This window comes from Mycetohabitans sp. B2 (assembly GCF_021733735.1).
GTDB classification, from domain to species: domain Bacteria; phylum Pseudomonadota; class Gammaproteobacteria; order Burkholderiales; family Burkholderiaceae; genus Mycetohabitans; species Mycetohabitans rhizoxinica.
Genome location: NZ_JAHKSP010000060.1, coordinates 1 through 17305, shown reverse-complemented (window position 1 = coordinate 17305; position 17305 = coordinate 1). Strand labels below are relative to the sequence as shown.

Sequence of the window (17305 nt, the reverse complement as noted above, 5' to 3'; positions counted from 1 at the left end):
AAAGCGCTTCTTCATGTTCGTCTTCTTCTCCGAAAACGAACTTTACTAAACTCCGGCCGGCCCTATTTGCCGGGGGCAGGTCAACTCGGCTACGCAACGCCATGCGTTCGGCATCAACGTGTTTGGCACGATCCCGATACGCATACAGACAGGACCGCGATACGCCGAATACCGAGCAGATCAGTTCGATCGATTCGCTCCCGCAGATCCGATCAATTACTTCATACGTTCGATGCCTTCCGATATCAAGGGCGCGGTAGCCTTTTATAAAATGGCCTTCTCACGTTCGAGGCGTTCTATACGCGCCTCGAGTTCTTTAATGCGTTGCTGATCCGGTGTGATCGCCTTGCCTTGCGGCGTGATGCCCTGACGTTCCTGCTGAAGCTGGTGCACCCAGCGACGCAGTACCGTCTCACCGACGCCGACCGAACGGCTCGCCTCCATATCGCTATAGCCCTGGTCGAGCATCAGACAGGCGGCTTGCTGTTTGAATTCCGGGGAAAACGTACGTCGCTGCTTCGTCATCAGACACCTCTTCATGGCGAGCATTCTCGCCTAGATCAGTGTCCGGTTTCATTAGACCACTACAAAGAGCCACTTCTAAAGTGCTGTTGACACCGGCATAGCCTACCTTACCTATGCGCTGCTGTCTCATAGCGCCTAAACGCGTTGTCCAAAGTTTGGACAGGGTTGTAGGGGTTGTTTTTGCGGCCCCTTGCAGTGGAAGGTCTTGGTTCATGACTCGTGTCCAAACTTTGGACAAGTTGAAACCTGGACTCGCTATCTAAGCAACTCAACGACGAATTTTTGCAGCTTGGCTGCTTTTTCATCGGATAGCGCTTCAGCCGCTATCTTAACCACAACGTTCTTATGGTCGCGTGCGAAAGTTCCAGCTTTGCTGCCATTTGACATCAAAGGGGTTTTTTGAGCTAGCGAGACACCACCACCGCTCGTTCTCGCAATATGACTGGCGACCTTAGTCTGATCCAGCCGTCCTCGCTCCACAAGGGTGATAGCTTGATCGAGCCGCTCAACGAGATCGGGGGCACTCTCGCCGTCCTTCAGTACCTTGACGATATCCGCAGCCGCCACGCGACCGAGCAATGCTGGATTTGCCCGCAGCCGCTCCTGGACAGACTCAGGCAGAGCGTGAAACGCTAGATAGCGATAAAAATCCGACCGCTCAATACCTAAGTACTCCGCGAGTTTGGACCGCTGAGGGAACTGATCCATCACTAGCTTGATTCCGAGTGCCACTTCGAAGTCAGCCAAGTCCTCGCGCTGTAAATTTTCCACAAGCGCAAGTATCGCGGTCTTCGCATCATCCGCATCAATGACGAGCGCCTCGATTGTCGGCTGGTTCAACAATTTAACTGCTCGCCAGCGCCTTTCGCCAGCAATGAGCTGGTATCCGTCGCCTTTACGACGCAGCAGCACCGGTTCCCCGAGCCCGTCAGCGCTAATTGTGGTCGCGAGCTCGCGTATCTTGGCCTCATTAAAAACAGTACGCGGCTGGAACGGATTCGGCTCGATCTTGTCGACCGGAATCATCATGTGCTGACGACCAACATCAAAATCGCTCGTATGGCTTGCCTCATGGTGCCGCTTGGTGTTCTCGGCAGCCTTCGCCTCAAGCATAACCTTCAAATTTTTTGAAGCCATCTACACCTCCGCAGTTTGTGCCTTGAGGCCGAGCATCTTGATAAGCTCGCTCGACAGCTGGCGATACTCGCGAGCCACCTTGGACGAACGGTCCAACGCATGCAAGCTTTGCTGCATGACTGCCGCCTGGTTCACCTTCGTGCTCGTCGAAATCTTTACTGGCAAAATCTGTCCGAATGTCTTAACTGCGGTGCTCTCGAGCATTTTGCAAACTGTTTGACGCTCGTCGTGCTTGAGAAGCAGGGCACCGAGAAGTTTGAGCGTTGGGTTGACGCGCTTGATCTTTTCTATGTGCTTTAACAAGTCCTCAGCACCGTACAGGCCATACTGGGAGCCCGACTCAACCGGAACAATGACATGAGTAGCGGCGGCTATAGCGTTACTCGTGAGCAGCTTGAGGCTTGGTGGACAGTCGATCAGGATCACATCGTAGATGCCGTCCGCCGGCTCCAACTTCATACGAAGTTCTTCGGACGGCCGCGGAGTCTGATCCTTCAGTTCATCTTCGGCTTTACCAAGCGCAAGCGACCCATAGATCAACGAAACACCGTCGATGTGGGTGTCCTCCTGAACCGCTCTTGGAAGAATGTCGACGCCTCCGAGCAGGAGCTCAGCCGATGTCACCGTCACCGCGCTCGGGTGTTCTTTCCCGACATGTAGGCTTGCGTTCGCCTGCGGATCCAGATCGACAACGAGAACATTCAATCCGGCGCTGGCAAAACCGTCAGCCAGGTTGATCGTTGTTGTCGTCTTGCCGACGCCACCCTTGTGGTTGGTCACGGCAAAAACTTTTGTTTGTTTGAAAAAGGGCATTCCGTGTGCGTTACATCTGATTTCCGTGCACGATACCTTCGCATCCAGTAGAAGTAAATCTCAGACTCGTCCAAACTTTGGACACTGTAGCTGTGGGGCAACGGAAACCCAAGGTCGCCGGCGCAACAATGGGCGACTTCTCGCGGCATCTGAGCGCGCAGGAGCAGCACTAATGATGGCTCGAGATCGTTGGCAAGGGACAACGCGCGCAAATCGTGCCGGCGTCGCCGGAGCTGATCGCTGAGCTGGCCCACTATCGCCAAGCATGTGGCCTGCTTCCGTTGCCCGACCAAGCTGACACCACGCCGCTGGTCATGCCTTTTAAAGGCCAACGCCGCTGTCTGTCGCGCTCGACCCTCAATGACGCGCAAGGATATATTCAGCCTTACCGCGACGTGGCTGCGGGCGCGTGGGGCCGAGTTCGCCAAGCGCGCTGACGAGCTGGACCGTGCGTCGGCGCACTGGCTCAGGCGTACCGCCGGGTCAAATCAGGCCGACGGTGGCCTCGATCTGCGCACGATGCGCGACAATCTGGATCACGTGTCGCTGACCACTACAAGCCGATACCTGCACCAGGAAGAGGACACGCGGCACCGCGAGACGGTGGTCGGTCACAAAATGCACTGGCACGATGCACCGCCCATACTGCCCAATGGACAAAGCGAAGACGGATTCATCTCGTAGACTTTATATGCGGCGCGCCTCGCTCAATACCGCATCGAGAACGGCCTAAAAAAGATAGCTCGTTACCGCTAACACTGCTTGCACCAGATTTATCCCACCATGACTTTGACCGGCTTGCCAGCGCGAGCCAGCATGTCCACTAATGTGTCGATCGTAAACTTGCCCGCCTTTTTATTTACTACGTCCGACACGCGAGGCCGCGTAATATGCAATATCTGCGCAGCCTCCGCTTGCTTGAGATGATGAAGCTCGATCCACGACGCGAGTTCGCCCATGAGTTGCTCTTTGAGCGCCATCGTCTGACTGATGAGCGCTTGCGACTTGGCTTGATACCGCTGCGCCTCGTCAGGCGCGAAGCCGAGTTCTACGAACAGGTTTGCTTCCGGCTTCGTCACATGCCGAATACTTGTATCAACTTTGTTCATCTCTGTTCCTTCCTTTCCCGGACAATCGCCCGATAGCGAGCCGCTGCGATCTCTTTGTCGGGCTTCGGCGTCGCTTGCGTCTTCTTTTGGAAGCAGTGCAATACGTAGATCGCTTCCTCGAACTTCGCCACGTACATTACCCGATAGATCCCGCTCACATCCCGGATGCGAATCTCCCGTACCCCTGCGCTCACGTCGTCGAACGGCTTCCAGTCTTCAGGATCAAGCCCCGCTTGAACTCGGCCCAGTTGAAAGCCCGCCTCTCGGCGAGCCTCAGACGGGAACTCAAGGATGTCATCGTAGGATGAGCCAACCCAGCGGATTTCTTTTTCAGCTCTCATTGTATAAAATTTTATACCAATTTCGATTCCGGTTCAGCCAGCAATCCGTGCCCGCTCTTCACTTCGATTTTCTCTTTTCATACACCCGATGCAGCCGCCGCGCAGGCTTCGCCACTTCGATCTCTTGCTGCTCTGGCCGCTCCAGCCACGCCGGGTGCGTCGCCGTGTAAATTTCATTCATCTCCCGAATCGCCACCTGTGTTTACATCTGCGTGCTCGTGAGCTGCGCGTGGCGCAGCATTACCTGCATGAACCGCACGTCCGCTCCATTCTCCAGCATCAGCGTCACCATCGTGTGATGGAACAGGTGGCACGAACCGCTCTTGTCCCCCGAACGCTTGGTGTAGTCCGATACCATCCATCCCAAGTTACGCGTGTCGATACTGTCTCCCGCTTCTGCCGGAACAGCACACCTTCATCCGCAGCCTGCGACAGCTGCGGCCGGGCTAATGTATGGATGGCCGGGCAGGCTGCCTACGACCTTTGGCAGGCACGCCAAAAAGGCGCACCACACGTGCAGCACGCACCGATCGCAGAAGCCCCATTGCCGCGCTAGCAATCGAGGTGTTCTTGGTTTGGTAATCCGGTACCTACACTACAGGATCATGAGGCCACTCATTGAGTTCACCAACTACCGCCCATGCCTCGCTCAGGCCCCCAAGGGTCGGGACTGCGTCACTGCATGCGTCGCTGGGCGTTGCCACCCAATAGGGCCGGCGGTCGACCCGATGCAGACTTAGCCTGCGCGCGCCGCGCTTTTTCAGTGTCGGTGTTGATGCGACGCAGCGCCGCCAAGCTGCCTTCAAGCACACCGCTCTACTGGCACGCGTCACCCAGTTACACCTGAAATTTAGCGTGGTGCTGCGCCGCATTCTGCTCAACCCGCCGTACAACGGCATCGCGCTCTTGAATCAGACGCGCGCGATGTCGGCCCGCAATTATCGAGTTAGCGAGCACAATCGGCGCACACTTGGGCCAGCGCTGACTCTCGCTCTTGTGCGTCGCGCTACAAGCGCTCTTGTCTGGCGACAATTATTTTTGCCGGTGACGATAGGTAGATTTGCCAATGGCACGAGGGGTACAGCATTTAATAAATTACAAATTACGTAACATATGTTACAAAAAACAATGCCGGCGCAGTTCTGCCCGAATAGCGCCTCAAACTGCCGTCGATACACCTGCCAACCACCCTTCCTGTCGCGAAAAGTCGTGAAACAATTGCCCTATTACAGCGCTCTGCCTTGCTGCCATTGGTTTCCCGGCTAGGGCGTTTAAATTGTCATTGTTTCACGTAGACAGGTTCCCCGTATGGCTGACTTATCGTGCCACCGTATTCGCCGTCCATCTTGAGGCAAACCCAGCGCTGACCCGCAAACGGATTCAGGTGGACGGCCCCCTCTGTCGCCGCACCCTGTGCTCCTTGACAGCGCACGAGTCCACTGGGGCAGCGGCCACGCAATTCAAGCGTTGAGCGGTTTGCAGCGGCTTGATGCTTGAAAGGGCAGCGCGGCGCTCACAGCAAAACTGTCAACTATGGTTGAAAACCAACAAGACTACCTATAGTCGACATACCATCGGGGTGAGCTTTTACGGGAGGCGCGCACGTTGTAGCGTACGCTACAACGTGCGTAGAATCTAGTTTTACCTGCTCATTTTTGCGCTCGTGCCACATGCGTTGCGATAAGCACACTGAGTCCTGTTCTGAACAACGCAGCGTACACGCACGGGCGTGGAGCACTCGATACGATGCCACGCGGCACCCTCGCCGTGTCAACTCGCGGCTTTCCGACCACGCTTGCGAGCGGCCGTGCGAGTGCCGGTCACCATCACAATGGCCTCGTCCAGCAGATGTTCCAGTGCCTCCTGCTGCGTGGGCGATAACGCCGCCAACTTCGCGTGCATGCGCATAGCGCAGTCCAGCGCACCGGTGCCCCCTTCTGCCACCAAATCCACGAGGCGACAGTCGAGCAACTGCGCGAGCTGCGCCAACCGGTCAAGACCGGGCAGCACCCTGCCGCGCTCTATCTGGGACAGCGAGGCCTGCGCCAGCCCCGCCGCTTCCGAGAGCTGTTCCTGTGTCAGTCCACGCAGCCTGCGCTGTCGCGCGATGGCTTGGCCTATCGTTCGCGCGAGTTTGCTGCGCGACTCATTCTCCTGCGCCACCTGCCCTTCCCGTTAAACCGAAACCGCGAGTGTGCGGATAGGAGTCGGTTTACAGAAGAAGGTCGTACGTAATAATATTTGTAATACATTATTTTCTAAAGGGCAAACTTACGTGCACCTTACCCGCACGACCCAGAGCTATCCGGCAGCAGATACCGCGGTGAAAGGATTTCACGTCAATGCAGTGGACCAGGCACACGTGCGCTTCATCGTGCTGCCGGCCTTCCTTACTGAAAGCAAAAGCATGGGCGTATGGCTCGCCGCCGCCGGCACGACCGCCACCGCATTCATCGTGCATCTTGAATTGGGCATCGCAGTCGTGCTGTGCGAGTTGCTGAGCGCCTGGTATTGGCTGCGTCGGTTGAAGCTGGCCCTGAGCGAAAGCCGGTTCAGTATTAGTACAACGGGTATCGTTTGGTATGGGGTGGAATCGGAGCCAATCCGTATCGCGATGCATCGGATCAATCGCGTTTGCTTGGTCTCGCCAAGCGGGCGCCGCGCAGTACTGCTGTCGTTGCGCGCGACACCCAGTGAGCCGCAGGCCTCGCCGCGGCGGCTTTGCGATCCCAGGCACCAGGCGAAGTGGTGCATCGTGGTCGAGGCCGACGGGCTCGATTATGCGATTGTGCAGGGGCTTTATCGTCATACCGCAATCCGTCTCGCGCGGGCGATGCGACGGGCATTGCGTGTTGTGCTGCGAGATGGGTATCGTACTTGACGCGGCTCGCAATGAGCGGACATGGCCTTACGCTCATTGCGAGCCTCGTTATTTCATGCCGTACCACGCGCCGCGCCCACTGCCGTGCGGCTCCAAATGCCCTCTTTCGACCAGATCGCGGAAGTGCTGCTTCAACGTATTGCGGCTGCTACCGGTGAGCTTGATCGCTTCGGCCATTGTGATTCGTCCGTGCTCCCGGGCGAACTCGACAATTTGTAAGGACAGCGCAGGCAAAGACGCCAGCACGATCTTCTCGCGCTCCACTTTCTTCTCAAGCCGTCGCACCTGTTCGGCAAGCGAGCGAAGAAAAAACATCAGCCACGGCTGCCAGTCCGGCTTATCGCTGCGGATTGTCCCTTGGGTCTGACGCAAAGCCAGATAGTAGCTCTCCTTGTTCGCCTCGATCACGCTTTCCAGCGAACTATACGGCACATAGGCATAGCCAGCCTGAAGCAGCAGCAAGGTCGTCAGCACACGACTGAGCCGCCCATTTCCATCCTGGAATGGATGGATTTCCAAAAACACGACGACAAAAATGGCAACGATCAGCAGCGGGTGCAGGCGTGCTTTTTCGCGCTCGGCGCTGACCCACGATACCAATTCGGTCATGAGGCGCGGCGTGTCAAAGGGTGTGGCCGTTTCGAACACGACGCCGAGTTGCCTGCCATTTTCGTCGAAAGCGGCGACGCTGTTGGAACTTGTCTTGTAGTGGCCCCGGTGCCGTTCGTCCTTCAGGCTATGCCGCAGAAGGATTTGATGCAGTTGCTTGATGTGATTCTCGTTGAATGGAAGGTCCTGCCATGAATGGCACATCAAGTCCATGAGTTCGGCATATCCTGCCACTTCCTGCTCATCTCTCGTTTCGAGCTTTTGGATAGCCAAGTTCGACAGCAATCGTTCGACTTCCCGGTCAGAAAGCCTGCTGCCTTCAATGCGGGTGGACGAGCCGATGCTCTCAATGGTCGCCACTCGTCGCAGGGACAACAACCGGCCTGGCGCAAGCGTGCCCAGGGCACGCCATGCACCTTTGAATTCGTCGATCCGGGCAATCAGACCCAGGATCTCTGGCGTGATTTGAAGGGTGTCGGTTCGAAACATGAGCCAATCATACACCCATTTCCACCCATTCTCACAATGCAAAATGAATGAAGAATGACACGACGGGTACGCTGGAATCCCGAAGGACTGCTCTACAAGACAACTCGCGCAATTCATACCGTCTTTGTAATGCGTCTGGCTCCATCAACGACAAATACGGAGCAGCGAAGCTCCATTCTTCGTCCGTCACGTCGCTCGGATAAGGTCTGCGTTCTCGAACTCGATTCGATTCTGAGCCTCGCTGAGAGTGCATAACACTCCGTAGGAAGCCCCGCTGTCGAGCGGATTTGAATATGTCGGCGCTTGAACCGTGGTGTGTTGTGCGCGCCGTTGATGATCTATTTCTCGCATCGCAACACATCAACCTTGTAGAGTTTACTTGAATTTTACGGAGCGACCCTTTATTCTCCGGGTTAGCTGGTTTTTTTCATACCACCTCGAAATTTCTAAGCAACTAGGATAGCACCGTGACCGCAAATGATCTGCTCATTTCAAAGGTGCCGGAGATTGATCAATCCGTGTCCATCGCTGACATCCGGGACGAAATCGCCGGTCGAGCGTTGGACATGTTGGATCAGGTGCGAGCGACAATGCTTGAACCTTATCCACGTAAGCATCCTCCTACTTTTACAGCGGCAAACATCGCGACTCTCTGCGGGCTCGAGAAACAGCGAATGAAGTACCTTACTACAAAATTAGGACTTCCTGCCGGAACGCAAACTGGTCCAGGTAAGGCCAAGCTATTTTCGCTCGAGGAAACGCTAACTTGGATCAAGGCAACCAGCCGTCGGGCGCAACGGCCGCAAGGGGTACGAGGAAGGGTAGTAGCGTTTGCCAACTTTAAAGGTGGAGTTGCAAAAACGTCCACCTCAGTAAGCGTAGCGCAGAAGCTTACGCTATTAGGTCGCAAGGTTCTGCTTATTGATTGCGATCCGCAGGGCTCGGCGACCCAGCTGTGCGGCTACGCACCCGATGCCGAAATTACCGATACCGACACGCTGCTGCCGCTCATTTATGGCGATGAAAGCACACTTCAATACGCAGTCAGGAAGACCTATTGGACGAATCTCGATGTAATCCCTGCCTGCAACACTCTTCAGGATGCCGAGTACGCAATTCCAGCGAACATTTCACAAGATAGTCGGTTTGAGTTTTGGAATATAGTGAACAAAGGGCTACAGCCACTGCTATCGGAGTACGACGTGGCTGTCATCGACACTCCCCCAGCACTCAGCTACTTAACTACAAATGTGCTGATGGCAGCAGACGCGATCGTCATGCCTTTACCCCCTGAAGCACTGGACTTCGCGAGTTCCACTCAATTTTGGCAAATGTTTGCGGAAATCGCGAGCCGCCTGCCGAAGGCGGAAAGCAAACGCTACGATTTTATCAACATCTTCATGACCAAAGTTCGCCCTTTTGACGCGTCAAGGGGCGTGCAGGGTTGGATTAGGAAAGCTTACGGCGATAGAGTCTTTCCTTTGTATGTGCCCGATTCAAAAGTTCAAGCAGCCTCCCTTGGCGCTTTGTCGACAGTCTACGACCAAAAACGGCTTGACGTCGATGCCGACGGAGCAACCCGGATGACCGGCGAGCAATACGAGCGTTTAAAAGCGCCTCTCGACGCTCTTTCCGAATGTATCGATGACCATTTTGTCCGGATGTGGACGAAGGAGATCACCGAATGAGTAAATTACTTGAAAAAACGGCGGCCCTGGAACCCAGCCAACAATCAAACCGGACCGCTCGACAGGGCATAGCGCGTACAGCGCCAGGGCGGATGTTCGAGTTCGCAAACAGGATTAATGAGGCGGAAGATAGAGCCGCAGCTTCCGCAGCAGAGGCGGAAGAGGTCAAGCGGCAACTCGATGACGCTTTACATCAACTTGAAGCACTACAGAGTGTAGGTGGCACAGCCGGCGCTGTTGAGGTAGATATTGCCACTTTGGTTGAAGTACCAGGACGGCGCCGAGTGCTCTCCCCGTCGGAGTACGAAGAACTTCGTTCAAATCTAGCTAAGAACGAACTGGTTCACCCGATTGTATATCGTCCACTCGGCAACGGGAAAAACGAGATTGTATCGGGAAACAATCGCGTAGCGATCTATCGCGATGACCTCGGTAGGACGAAGATTCGCGGCATCCCGTTTATTGGCGACGCCAGGAGCGCAGAGCTAGGTGCCACGTTCTCCAACTTACTCGCCCCTTCGCTGCCGGACTATGAAAAATATAGACAATTTGTTCGACTCCAAAAAGAGTCGGGGTTTACTCGTGCCGACATCCTTGAGGCATCGGGACTTAGCACCTCCCACGTTTCACGCATTCTAGCTTTTGAGAAACTTCCCTCAACAGCTCTCGAAGCAATTGCGAAACGCCCTGACAGGATCGGTGGACACGCTGCGGAAAAATTCGCGTTTTTGGCAAGCAATGGAAACGCGGAATCAGTAGTTAAAGCGATCGAAGCTCTAGTCAGTGATGAATCAATGTCTCAAAAACGCGCTTTAGAGTTGGCAAGGCCTAAACCGTCTCGACCAACAGCTCCGGTCACGCGTACGATTCTCAGTGACAAAAAAAAGTTTTGCGAACTTTCAGTCCGCAATGGCGTAATTGGCGTGCGATTCAGCGGAAAGGAAAGCGAAATCAAAGCGTCATGTTGGGCAGAGAAAATTGAAAGCTTTATTCGCGCGCAGATAGAAGCTCAATCGACGCAATGAATTCGCAATAGGGGATGGTCAAAGCATAGAGGTTATGCACTCTAGCAAGCACGACCTTAACTCTCCCCAGTGGGGAATCGTTAAAAATCAATGAGTTGCAAATTAGGGAACAAAAATGACCTACCGACCAAGACACCAAACAAAAGGCCCCTGGCTGGAACCAGAGGCCTTTCAATATAGAGTTCGACTGTAACCTTACTCAGCTACTCTTAGCTTTCCCCAGCGGGGAATCGTTAAAAATCAATGAGTTGGTAATTCGGGGGAAATATGATCTAACGACCACACTATCAAACAAAAGCCTTCGGCGGCAACCGAAGGCTTTTGAGTCTAGGGCTTGACTGCAACCTCGCCCAGCTATGCTCGACCGACGGCAATCGGTAAGATCAAGCACTAAGAGTGTAGCGCAGTGTGAGAAACAGTCAAGCGTTGATCGACCATTTTGTATAAATGGGCGCTGGATATGTCTATCGCGCAACACTTTGTTGCTGGCGAGGGAAGCGTTTGTCCCCCGAATCAACAGCACTTCACCCCCGTACCAGACGATACTGAAGCACTGTCGCAGTTCGCCTGCGACACCACCAATCTGCCGTGGCTAATTTTCCGGGCTGCCTTTCGCGCTGAACACCTCGCGCAGCTGCCCGCGCGCGCGCGCGCGCTGCTCGCGGCCCTTGCACGCACCGTTGATGCTCAGCGGCCCTACGCCGCTATCTTCGCGCGCCGTGAGCTGCTTACTGGCCGCGCGCTGCAGTCGATGCGCACGTTCTACCGCGGTCTCGATGATCTCGAAGCGGCCGGCCTCATTGACCGTCCACCCCAGAAGCGCCATGGCGGCGTAGGCCTGTTTGGCCGTGCGTACTTGCATTTAACGCCCAAAGCCGCGACTTTGCTCGGCCTCGTTGAGCCACAAGACAAGGTATTAGCGCCGGCGTTGGACACTGCCACAGCCAATGCTCCAGCCACTCCCACATCCTCTACACAATCATCAACTCTACCGTCTGCCAACATGGCAGACGGTGCTATATATAAGGATCTTTACCCTACTACTCTTCAAAAAAGACAACCAGGCACCCTACCTCAAGACCTCGAACGCCTCACTTCGCTGGGCTTTAATAAATTTTTCATCTTCAAACTCATGGCCGAGGCACGAAAAAGCGGCAAGCGCCTCTCCGATGTTGTCGACATGTGCTGGCACTCGCTTAAGAAAGCGGTTGCCCCCATTGCATACCTTCGATCGCTACTTCGCAAACCGGTCGATTTCAGCCATCAGGCTCGCCAACGCCGCGATGAAGCCCATCAACGGACTCAGCACGACGTTGAACATCGGAGCCTAACCCAAGCTTTGCACGACGCGGCTGGCCTGACGTTCGTCGATCCAACGAAAGGTCTGACTGTCGAAATCGGTGAAGATGGGGCGAGCGCCTTGCTTCATCTTCCTGACGAAATGCGGCCGAGATCAGCGGCCGGGACTCGAATGCTAGACATCGCACGCGCCATCGTGAGTGGGCGGTTACAGCGCAGCGCAAAGCTGTGCCATTCTGTTCATCAAGCGGTTGATGGAAGCTGCAAGAAATCTGAAAAGACGAGCGAGGAGGGAGGGCAGGTTGCTGGCTCCCTTACACACGTGCAGCAAATGCGGGAGCTGTTAAAACGCCGGGCAACAGCGTACTCGTTTTCGGCGTAATCATGAACAGACAGAGTCAAACACCATTCGCCGCAAGACGGGCAAGTGCTTGGACGGGTTTAATGTCGCACCGGCCATCTAGCGTAAGCGCCGGTGCTCACATCGTAGCGCCAGTGGCCCGTTGCGTATGGCTGCCTTGCGGTAGTTGCAACATTAACGTTATAGAATGCACTGGCGAGGATTGAAATCTGTAGCGCTTGTAGAACTGACGCGCACGCTCATGCAGCGCATGGACAAGCAAGGCCCTAACGCCAGCATTTTCCGATACGGCTTGTACTCAGCATACCGCGTCTTGCAGCAAAGCCGCACCGAGTTTGATGTCCTGAGCCCGTCGATCGACTGCAAATGTGCGTTTGTTGTGCCGCTGGCCTTCTTCTCTGAACGCAAAAGCATGGGCGTAGGGCTAGCCGCAACTGGGGATAAATAATTACCTGATAATAAACATTATCAGGCAATAAAGGGCGGGCCTCGCCGGTCTGACCGAGGCTCCTTGGCCGCCGGTGGACGCAAATACAGGATCGCCACGGATGATCGCAGCAACACGGCGACTACCAAGTCGACGCCGAGGAACGCGCAGCAGCGGCTGCCGAGTACTACTGTCTTTGGCGCCGTAGAGAATGGACGGCTCAATGCTTGCGCGGCTTTTGCGTTTGAGAGTTGCAATCTGTTTTGCTTGATTGTCCAAAGGCATGCTACGCATGGACGCGACTGCCGAACACGACGCTCAAGCTACCGCGCAAGTTGGAGTAATGGCGGGACTGCTGCTTAGCCCAAGCTGAGACGGCGACTTCCGGTAGGTAGTTCACTTGCAGATGGGCATGGTCATCCTCGTCGTCGAACTTCACCAGTTCCGCTTCGAAGTCGGCGCAGACGCTGGCTCGCCAAGCGGGCCGGCTGCCGCGCTTCAAGAAGAAAGGGCGGTGTGACAGCTTTCGTTACCCCGATCCGAAACAGACCAAGTTCGATCAAGGCCACGACCATGATCAGTCAAAACCACGGGGTGGCGTGCATCGAGGACTTGCAGGTACGAAACATGGTCAAGTCGGCGGCAGGCACACTCGAGCAACCAGGTAAGCGTGTTCGGGCCAAGTTCGGCCTGAACACGGCCATTCTTGGTTAAGGCTGGTTCGAGTTCTGCCGCCAACTGAGTAAAACTGGCTTGGAAAGGGGGCAGCTCACCGCCGTGCCACCGCAGAATACGAGCCGCATTTGCCTGTGTTGCGGCCATGTGTCGCCAAACAACCGCCAGACGCAAGCGCGGTTCATTTGTGTCGTGAGGAAAACATCGACCTGGTCGGGCGCAATCCGCATTCTAAGGACGGGACACGCCCAGTTCGCCTGTAAAGTGAGCGGTGTAGTCATGCCACCAGCAGCAGGAACCCATCGAAGCGACTCACTGCGACTCGATGCCGGGGTGAGCGCCGTAGGAATCTTCAGACTTTAGCCGGGGGAGCATGTCAATTTACAATCTAATCTGGATTCTCTTGATGTAATTATTGTGATACATTGAATACATGTATTCATTTGGAGGTCTTCGACATGGCTACCTCAGTTCGTCTTACTCCCGAAACCGAGCAACGGCTCGATCATCTAGCGACTCATACTGGGCGGACAAAGGCATATTACCTGCGTGAAATCATCGATCGTGGCATTGAAGAGATGGAGGACTATTACCTTGCTGCCGACGTGCTGGAACGTGTCCGCAAGGGCCGGGAGAAAGTGCATTCCGCTGCTGACGTAAGGAAAGACCTTGGCCTGGACGATTGATTACACTGATACAGCCAAAGGGCAGCTACGTAAGCTTGATAAACCCGTCGCACGACGCATCGTTGACTTCATGGACGAGCGTGTTGCTTGTCTAGAAGACCCTCGAAGTATCGGTAAAGTATTGACTGGCCCATTCGGTAGCTTTTAGCGTTACCGGGTAGGTGATTACCGTGTAATTTGTAAGATTCAAGATAGCGCTTTATGCGTTCTTGTAGTGCAGATCGGTAACCGACGCGAGGTTTACCGTTAGCAAATCCGAGAAGGCCAAGGAAGCCGAACCCCCATGATTGCAGACTGGCTTGCTCGTTACTGTGATGTCGGTCTGACTAAAATTGGTAATGCGCTTTAGGTCGCTCACTTTTTATCTACGATTATCTGCGCCATTCGGGGCGCGCCTCGCTGGTCTGATTGGCGTCCCGCGCCCAACAGCGCGTGTCCAGGGGCTGACATTGCCACCGGACTGCCCACGGCTGCACGGGTGCTCGTCTTCCCAGCAAAGGCCCCGTCGTGGGGGAATGGGTGCCCTCACGTCGGCCCCGGGACACGCGCTCCGCGAAGCTGCGCTACCACTGGCGACTGAACGGCTGTCGCGAGCAGAAGTTAACGCTGAACGGCGTGACGAAGCGCGACCGATTTGATCGTCGGCTGTGCCTCGCCCGGTTGGGGACGCGTTCGCGCTCACGCGCCGGCGTCAGCGCGCCGGAAAAACGAGCGGCTGGGAGGTACGCGATGACGATCACCACGCTATCGAGCCGGGAACTGAATCACGACGTGACCTGGGCCAAGAAGGCAGCCAACAACGGGCCGGTGTTCATTACCGATCGCGGCAAGCCTGCCCACGTACTTTTAAGCTTTGAGGCTTATCAAAAACTCACGCAACAGCGCCGCAATATTGCGGACACGCTTGCTATGCCCGGCGTGGAAGACATCGAGTTCAATCCGCCACGTGCTAATGTTCAAACGCGGCCGACTGATCTGACTTGATGTACGTACTCGATACCCATGTTGTGTCCGAGTTGCGCAAGGTTCGGGCCGGCAAAGCTGATGCCAACGTCACCGCATGGACTACCAGCGTGGATGCGGGTTGGCTTTTTGTGTCCGCTATCACCATCATGGAATTGGAAACGGGTGTCTTGCAAATCGAGCGACGCAATGCCGATCAGGGCAGGATACTACGAGCCTGGATAGAGCATCACGTCTTGCCCGAGTTTGCAGACCGCGTTTTACCGATTGATATTCGTGTGGCGCAGCGCTGCGCCCGATTGCATGTACCCCACCGGCAGTCAGAGCGAGACGCATTGGTTGCGGCCACAGCGCTGGTACATGGGATGACGGTTGTTACCCGTAACGGGGCGGATTTTGCCGCGACCGGCGTCAATCTTCTGAATCCTTGGAGAGACGCGTAGCCTGAGGGGCTCGTACCTTTTACGCAAACGTTGAAAAACCGTGCCGGTAGCCGCTGCAGTGCCGCAGACGCCCAAGACCCCATGGCCCCGATGAAAACGACTCGGATTGCACCGTGACTGTTTGACGCCTTGTTGCCCGCCCCGCTCGACCAGGCTCTTGACAACTGGTCGCCTGAGCAGCGCGCCGCACCTTCGCTGTACAACTCCACCGTGACAGCCGTTCTTTAAAAGTCATCCAGCAACTAGGCTATACTGGTTTTATGATTGCAGCTTGGGAGAAGCCAGTGAAACCATCCGAAGCATTAAGTCGGCATCGCGAGGAGATTCGCAGGATCGTCGTCGCCAATCGGGCAACGAACCCTCGTGTATTTGGCTCCGTTGCTCGTGGCGAAGACGAGGATGGCAGCGATCTGGACATCCTTGTCGATCCCACGCCGGATACTTCGCTGCTTGATATTGGCGGAATTCAGTACAAGCTGCAAGATTTGCTTGGGGTGCCGGTGGATGTTCTGACGCCGAAGGCTATTTCGATCAAATTCAGAGATGATGTTCTGGCTCAGGCAGTGCCCGTATGAGTAAAGACAAACAGCACCTGTCCGCGTACCTCGAACACATCGTGGAAGCGATCCAGCGAATTGAGCGCTATTCGGAGAACATGGACAAGGCCGTGTTTGAAGCAACGGATATGGTGCAGGACGCGATAGTTCGCAATATCGAGATCGTGGGTGAGGCCAGCAACAATATCCGCAAGCATCATCCTGAGTTTGTAGAAGCGCATGCTGATCTGCCGTGGGGCAACGCATACGGAATGCGAAATGCCTTGGCGCACGGCTACTATCAGGTTGATCTCGATGTTGTGTGGAACGTAGTGAAGCGTGATTTGCCTCGACTGCGTGATGATATTCAGGCATTGCTTAACGGGATGACGGATAAAAATAATCCGTCTGCAGCATACTCTAAATTTTAAAGGGAACATTTGGCACGGTAGCAATTCTCCCCTGCTGGTTGCCGAAGATCGATGGTAGCAGCCACGCTCGACCAAGTGCTCGACAACTGGGCGTCTAAGAGGGGCGTTGAGAATCAACTTCTCTCGTCCTGGCATCCACCGATAACGCGAAGCACGCGTTGTTCAACGGGCGCTTGCGTGAGGCATGCCTGAACGCGCATGGGTTCTTGTCGCTCGAGGGCGCCAAGCGCAAAATCGAGGCTTGGCGACAGTACTGCATATCAGTCGCGACAGAGTCAGGATCCCGCCCCGCGAGCGTAGGCGGGTGCCGATCTCGGTCGCTAGGTACTCGCGGGTGTATTCATTGTTCACGCAAAGCATTTTCAACGCCCGATCATCCGCCAGTTGGTCGTGTATAAAGACGTAGCTCCATACCGAATTGGATTGTGTCGCACCGGGCAGGCCAATGTCGTTGCCACAACGACGACGGTGAGGGCGCCGCCGCGCAATGTTGAGCTGCAACGCTCGCCACATTCGCCGCACGCGATCTCCAAATAACCGGGCAGCGGATTATTCCAGTCAGTAAAGGCCTTGATCGGCACACCACAGCGAATCGCATTGCCCACTGCGCCAGCACGTCGGCATAGGCCACTGAAAGCTTGCTCGCGCACATTCCGCAACAGCCGGTCGAGGGTAGCGGCGCTGATCTGCTTGAGTCGCTGGTGCATCTGCTTCGATAGCGACAGGTGAGCATGCGATGTCATCGCTTCGACCAGTGTCGGGATGAGCGCCTTCAGTCGCTTGCTGACCTGCCCCCGGCAAACAGGGCCGGCCGGAGTTTAGTAAAGTTCGTTTTCGGAGAAGAAGACGAACATGAAGAAGCGCTTT

20 protein-coding genes and 5 pseudogenes are annotated in these 17305 nt (G+C 55.4%); 14 read left to right on the top strand and 11 right to left on the bottom strand.

All coding sequences use genetic code 11. From position 1 onward, the window contains the following. Positions 1–79: 79 nt before the first annotated feature. From KPG66_RS14225 to KPG66_RS14215, 3 genes and pseudogenes are all read right to left on the bottom strand, one after another. Positions 80–525: pseudogene (locus tag KPG66_RS14225) on the bottom strand (transposase); the annotation flags it as partial. Positions 526–780: 255 nt separating this feature from the next. Continuing rightward, positions 781–1662, bottom strand: coding sequence for a ParB/RepB/Spo0J family partition protein (locus KPG66_RS14220; protein ID WP_237071243.1), 882 nt, complete (start codon positions 1660–1662; stop codon positions 781–783). Continuing rightward, positions 1663–2475, bottom strand: coding sequence for a ParA family protein (locus KPG66_RS14215; RefSeq protein ID WP_237071242.1), 813 nt, complete (start codon positions 2473–2475; stop codon positions 1663–1665). A 360-nt stretch (positions 2476–2835) separates the two neighbouring features. On the opposite strand from KPG66_RS14215, the gene KPG66_RS14210 reads away from it, so the two are divergent. Next, a complete protein-coding gene (locus KPG66_RS14210) occupies positions 2836–3159 on the top strand; it encodes a tyrosine-type recombinase/integrase (RefSeq protein ID WP_237071241.1) in 324 nt (107 codons plus the stop codon). Between the two features lie 89 nt (positions 3160–3248). Here KPG66_RS14210 and KPG66_RS14205 read toward each other — a convergent pair whose 3' ends face one another. The 5 genes from KPG66_RS14205 to KPG66_RS14190 form a co-directional block, all read right to left on the bottom strand. Continuing rightward, the gene (locus tag KPG66_RS14205) at positions 3249–3584 is read right to left on the bottom strand and encodes a helix-turn-helix domain-containing protein (RefSeq protein WP_237071240.1); all 336 of its coding nucleotides are present in this window, start codon (positions 3582–3584) and stop codon (positions 3249–3251) included. After that, complete coding sequence (locus KPG66_RS14200; protein ID WP_237071239.1) at positions 3581–3925, bottom strand: type II toxin-antitoxin system RelE/ParE family toxin; 345 nt, start codon at positions 3923–3925, stop codon at positions 3581–3583. Before KPG66_RS14200 ends, KPG66_RS14205 begins: the two co-directional genes overlap by 4 nt. Positions 3926–3983: 58 nt before the next feature. After that, a complete protein-coding gene (locus KPG66_RS17610; protein ID WP_272907095.1) occupies positions 3984–4106 on the bottom strand; it encodes a hypothetical protein in 123 nt (40 codons plus the stop codon). Positions 4107–4127: 21 nt separating this feature from the next. After that, positions 4128–4307 (bottom strand): tyrosine-type recombinase/integrase, encoded by a 180-nt coding sequence (locus KPG66_RS14195; protein ID WP_336886362.1) that lies wholly within the window; start codon positions 4305–4307, stop codon positions 4128–4130. A gap of 1388 nt (positions 4308–5695) precedes the next feature. Continuing rightward, positions 5696–6088, bottom strand: a complete 393-nt coding sequence (locus KPG66_RS14190; protein WP_237071237.1) for a helix-turn-helix domain-containing protein — start codon at positions 6086–6088, stop codon at positions 5696–5698. 160 nt (positions 6089–6248) lie between these two features. On the opposite strand from KPG66_RS14190, the gene KPG66_RS14185 reads away from it, so the two are divergent. Continuing rightward, a complete protein-coding gene (locus KPG66_RS14185) occupies positions 6249–6806 on the top strand; it encodes a hypothetical protein (RefSeq protein WP_237071236.1) in 558 nt (185 codons plus the stop codon). Positions 6807–6854: 48 nt separating this feature from the next. Here the strand turns inward: KPG66_RS14185 and KPG66_RS14180 are convergent, their stop codons facing one another. Then, positions 6855–7904 (bottom strand): Fic family protein, encoded by a 1050-nt coding sequence (locus KPG66_RS14180; protein WP_041755145.1) that lies wholly within the window; start codon positions 7902–7904, stop codon positions 6855–6857. Positions 7905–8371: 467 nt separating this feature from the next. On the opposite strand from KPG66_RS14180, the gene KPG66_RS14175 reads away from it, so the two are divergent. The 4 genes from KPG66_RS14175 to KPG66_RS14160 all read left to right on the top strand — a co-directional run bounded on the left by KPG66_RS14175 (position 8372) and on the right by KPG66_RS14160 (position 12725). Then, positions 8372–9592 (top strand): ParA family protein, encoded by a 1221-nt coding sequence (locus KPG66_RS14175; RefSeq protein ID WP_013436660.1) that lies wholly within the window; start codon positions 8372–8374, stop codon positions 9590–9592. Next, positions 9589–10617, top strand: a complete 1029-nt coding sequence (locus KPG66_RS14170; RefSeq protein ID WP_041755097.1) for a ParB/RepB/Spo0J family partition protein — start codon at positions 9589–9591, stop codon at positions 10615–10617. The genes KPG66_RS14175 and KPG66_RS14170 overlap by 4 nt, the downstream gene beginning before the upstream one ends. Positions 10618–11056: 439 nt before the next feature. Further along, complete coding sequence (locus tag KPG66_RS14165; protein ID WP_237071235.1) at positions 11057–12298, top strand: Replication protein O; 1242 nt, start codon at positions 11057–11059, stop codon at positions 12296–12298. 229 nt (positions 12299–12527) lie between these two features. Continuing rightward, positions 12528–12725, top strand: coding sequence for a hypothetical protein (locus tag KPG66_RS14160; RefSeq protein ID WP_237071234.1), 198 nt, complete (start codon positions 12528–12530; stop codon positions 12723–12725). 346 nt (positions 12726–13071) lie between these two features. On the opposite strand, the pseudogene KPG66_RS14155 reads toward KPG66_RS14160, so the two are convergent. Next, positions 13072–13176, bottom strand: a pseudogene (locus KPG66_RS14155) (transposase); the annotation flags it as partial. Positions 13177–13277: 101 nt separating this feature from the next. Between KPG66_RS14155 and KPG66_RS18075 the strand changes: the two are divergent. The 8 genes and pseudogenes from KPG66_RS18075 to KPG66_RS14115 all read left to right on the top strand — a co-directional run. Beyond that, positions 13278–13418 carry a hypothetical protein gene (locus tag KPG66_RS18075; protein ID WP_442929449.1) on the top strand — a complete coding sequence of 47 codons (141 nt, stop codon included), beginning with the start codon at positions 13278–13280 and terminating at the stop codon, positions 13416–13418. 419 nt (positions 13419–13837) lie between these two features. After that, complete coding sequence (gene relB / locus KPG66_RS14145) at positions 13838–14065, top strand: type II toxin-antitoxin system RelB family antitoxin (RefSeq protein ID WP_237071233.1); 228 nt, start codon at positions 13838–13840, stop codon at positions 14063–14065. Positions 14066–14225: 160 nt separating this feature from the next. Then, positions 14226–14315, top strand: a pseudogene (locus tag KPG66_RS17795) (type II toxin-antitoxin system RelE family toxin); the annotation flags it as partial. A gap of 479 nt (positions 14316–14794) precedes the next feature. Beyond that, positions 14795–15049: a type II toxin-antitoxin system prevent-host-death family antitoxin gene (locus KPG66_RS14135; RefSeq protein WP_041755148.1), complete on the top strand. Its 255-nt coding sequence runs from the start codon at positions 14795–14797 to the stop codon at positions 15047–15049. Further along, positions 15046–15471 (top strand): type II toxin-antitoxin system VapC family toxin, encoded by a 426-nt coding sequence (locus KPG66_RS14130; protein ID WP_237071232.1) that lies wholly within the window; start codon positions 15046–15048, stop codon positions 15469–15471. Before KPG66_RS14135 ends, KPG66_RS14130 begins: the two co-directional genes overlap by 4 nt. A 284-nt stretch (positions 15472–15755) precedes the next feature. Continuing rightward, the gene (locus tag KPG66_RS14125) at positions 15756–16046 is read left to right on the top strand and encodes a nucleotidyltransferase family protein (RefSeq protein ID WP_237071231.1); all 291 of its coding nucleotides are present in this window, start codon (positions 15756–15758) and stop codon (positions 16044–16046) included. After that, complete coding sequence (locus tag KPG66_RS14120) at positions 16043–16438, top strand: HepT-like ribonuclease domain-containing protein (RefSeq protein WP_237071230.1); 396 nt, start codon at positions 16043–16045, stop codon at positions 16436–16438. Before KPG66_RS14125 ends, KPG66_RS14120 begins: the two co-directional genes overlap by 4 nt. Positions 16439–16516: 78 nt before the next feature. Beyond that, positions 16517–16692 (top strand): annotated as a pseudogene (locus tag KPG66_RS14115) (integrase core domain-containing protein); the annotation flags it as partial. On the opposite strand, the pseudogene KPG66_RS14110 reads toward KPG66_RS14115, so the two are convergent. Next, positions 16670–16963 (bottom strand): annotated as a pseudogene (locus KPG66_RS14110) (IS3-like element ISBcen23 family transposase); the annotation flags it as partial. The pseudogenes KPG66_RS14115 and KPG66_RS14110 sit on opposite strands and share 23 nt — an antisense overlap. Between the last annotated feature and the right edge of the window lie 342 nt (positions 16964–17305).

Bases quoted from the DNA above. Each gene is read 5' to 3' on its own strand.
- KPG66_RS14200 (WP_237071239.1), bottom strand. From the start codon at position 3,925: ATGAGAGCTGAAAAAGAAATCCGCTGGGTTGGCTCATCCTACGATGAC.
- KPG66_RS17610 (WP_272907095.1), bottom strand. From the start codon at position 4,106: ATGAATGAAATTTACACGGCGACGCACCCGGCGTGGCTGGAGCGGCCA.
- KPG66_RS14210 (WP_237071241.1), top strand. From the start codon at position 2,836: ATGACGCGCAAGGATATATTCAGCCTTACCGCGACGTGGCTGCGGGCG.
- KPG66_RS18075 (WP_442929449.1), top strand. From the start codon at position 13,278: ATGATCAGTCAAAACCACGGGGTGGCGTGCATCGAGGACTTGCAGGTA.
- KPG66_RS14220 (WP_237071243.1), bottom strand. From the start codon at position 1,662: ATGGCTTCAAAAAATTTGAAGGTTATGCTTGAGGCGAAGGCTGCCGAG.
- KPG66_RS14135 (WP_041755148.1), top strand. From the start codon at position 14,795: ATGACGATCACCACGCTATCGAGCCGGGAACTGAATCACGACGTGACC.
- KPG66_RS14180 (WP_041755145.1), bottom strand. From the start codon at position 7,904: ATGTTTCGAACCGACACCCTTCAAATCACGCCAGAGATCCTGGGTCTG.
- KPG66_RS14160 (WP_237071234.1), top strand. From the start codon at position 12,528: ATGGACAAGCAAGGCCCTAACGCCAGCATTTTCCGATACGGCTTGTAC.
- KPG66_RS14215 (WP_237071242.1), bottom strand. From the start codon at position 2,475: ATGCCCTTTTTCAAACAAACAAAAGTTTTTGCCGTGACCAACCACAAG.
- relB (WP_237071233.1), top strand. From the start codon at position 13,838: ATGGCTACCTCAGTTCGTCTTACTCCCGAAACCGAGCAACGGCTCGAT.
- KPG66_RS14120 (WP_237071230.1), top strand. From the start codon at position 16,043: ATGAGTAAAGACAAACAGCACCTGTCCGCGTACCTCGAACACATCGTG.
- KPG66_RS14170 (WP_041755097.1), top strand. From the start codon at position 9,589: ATGAGTAAATTACTTGAAAAAACGGCGGCCCTGGAACCCAGCCAACAA.
- KPG66_RS14205 (WP_237071240.1), bottom strand. From the start codon at position 3,584: ATGAACAAAGTTGATACAAGTATTCGGCATGTGACGAAGCCGGAAGCA.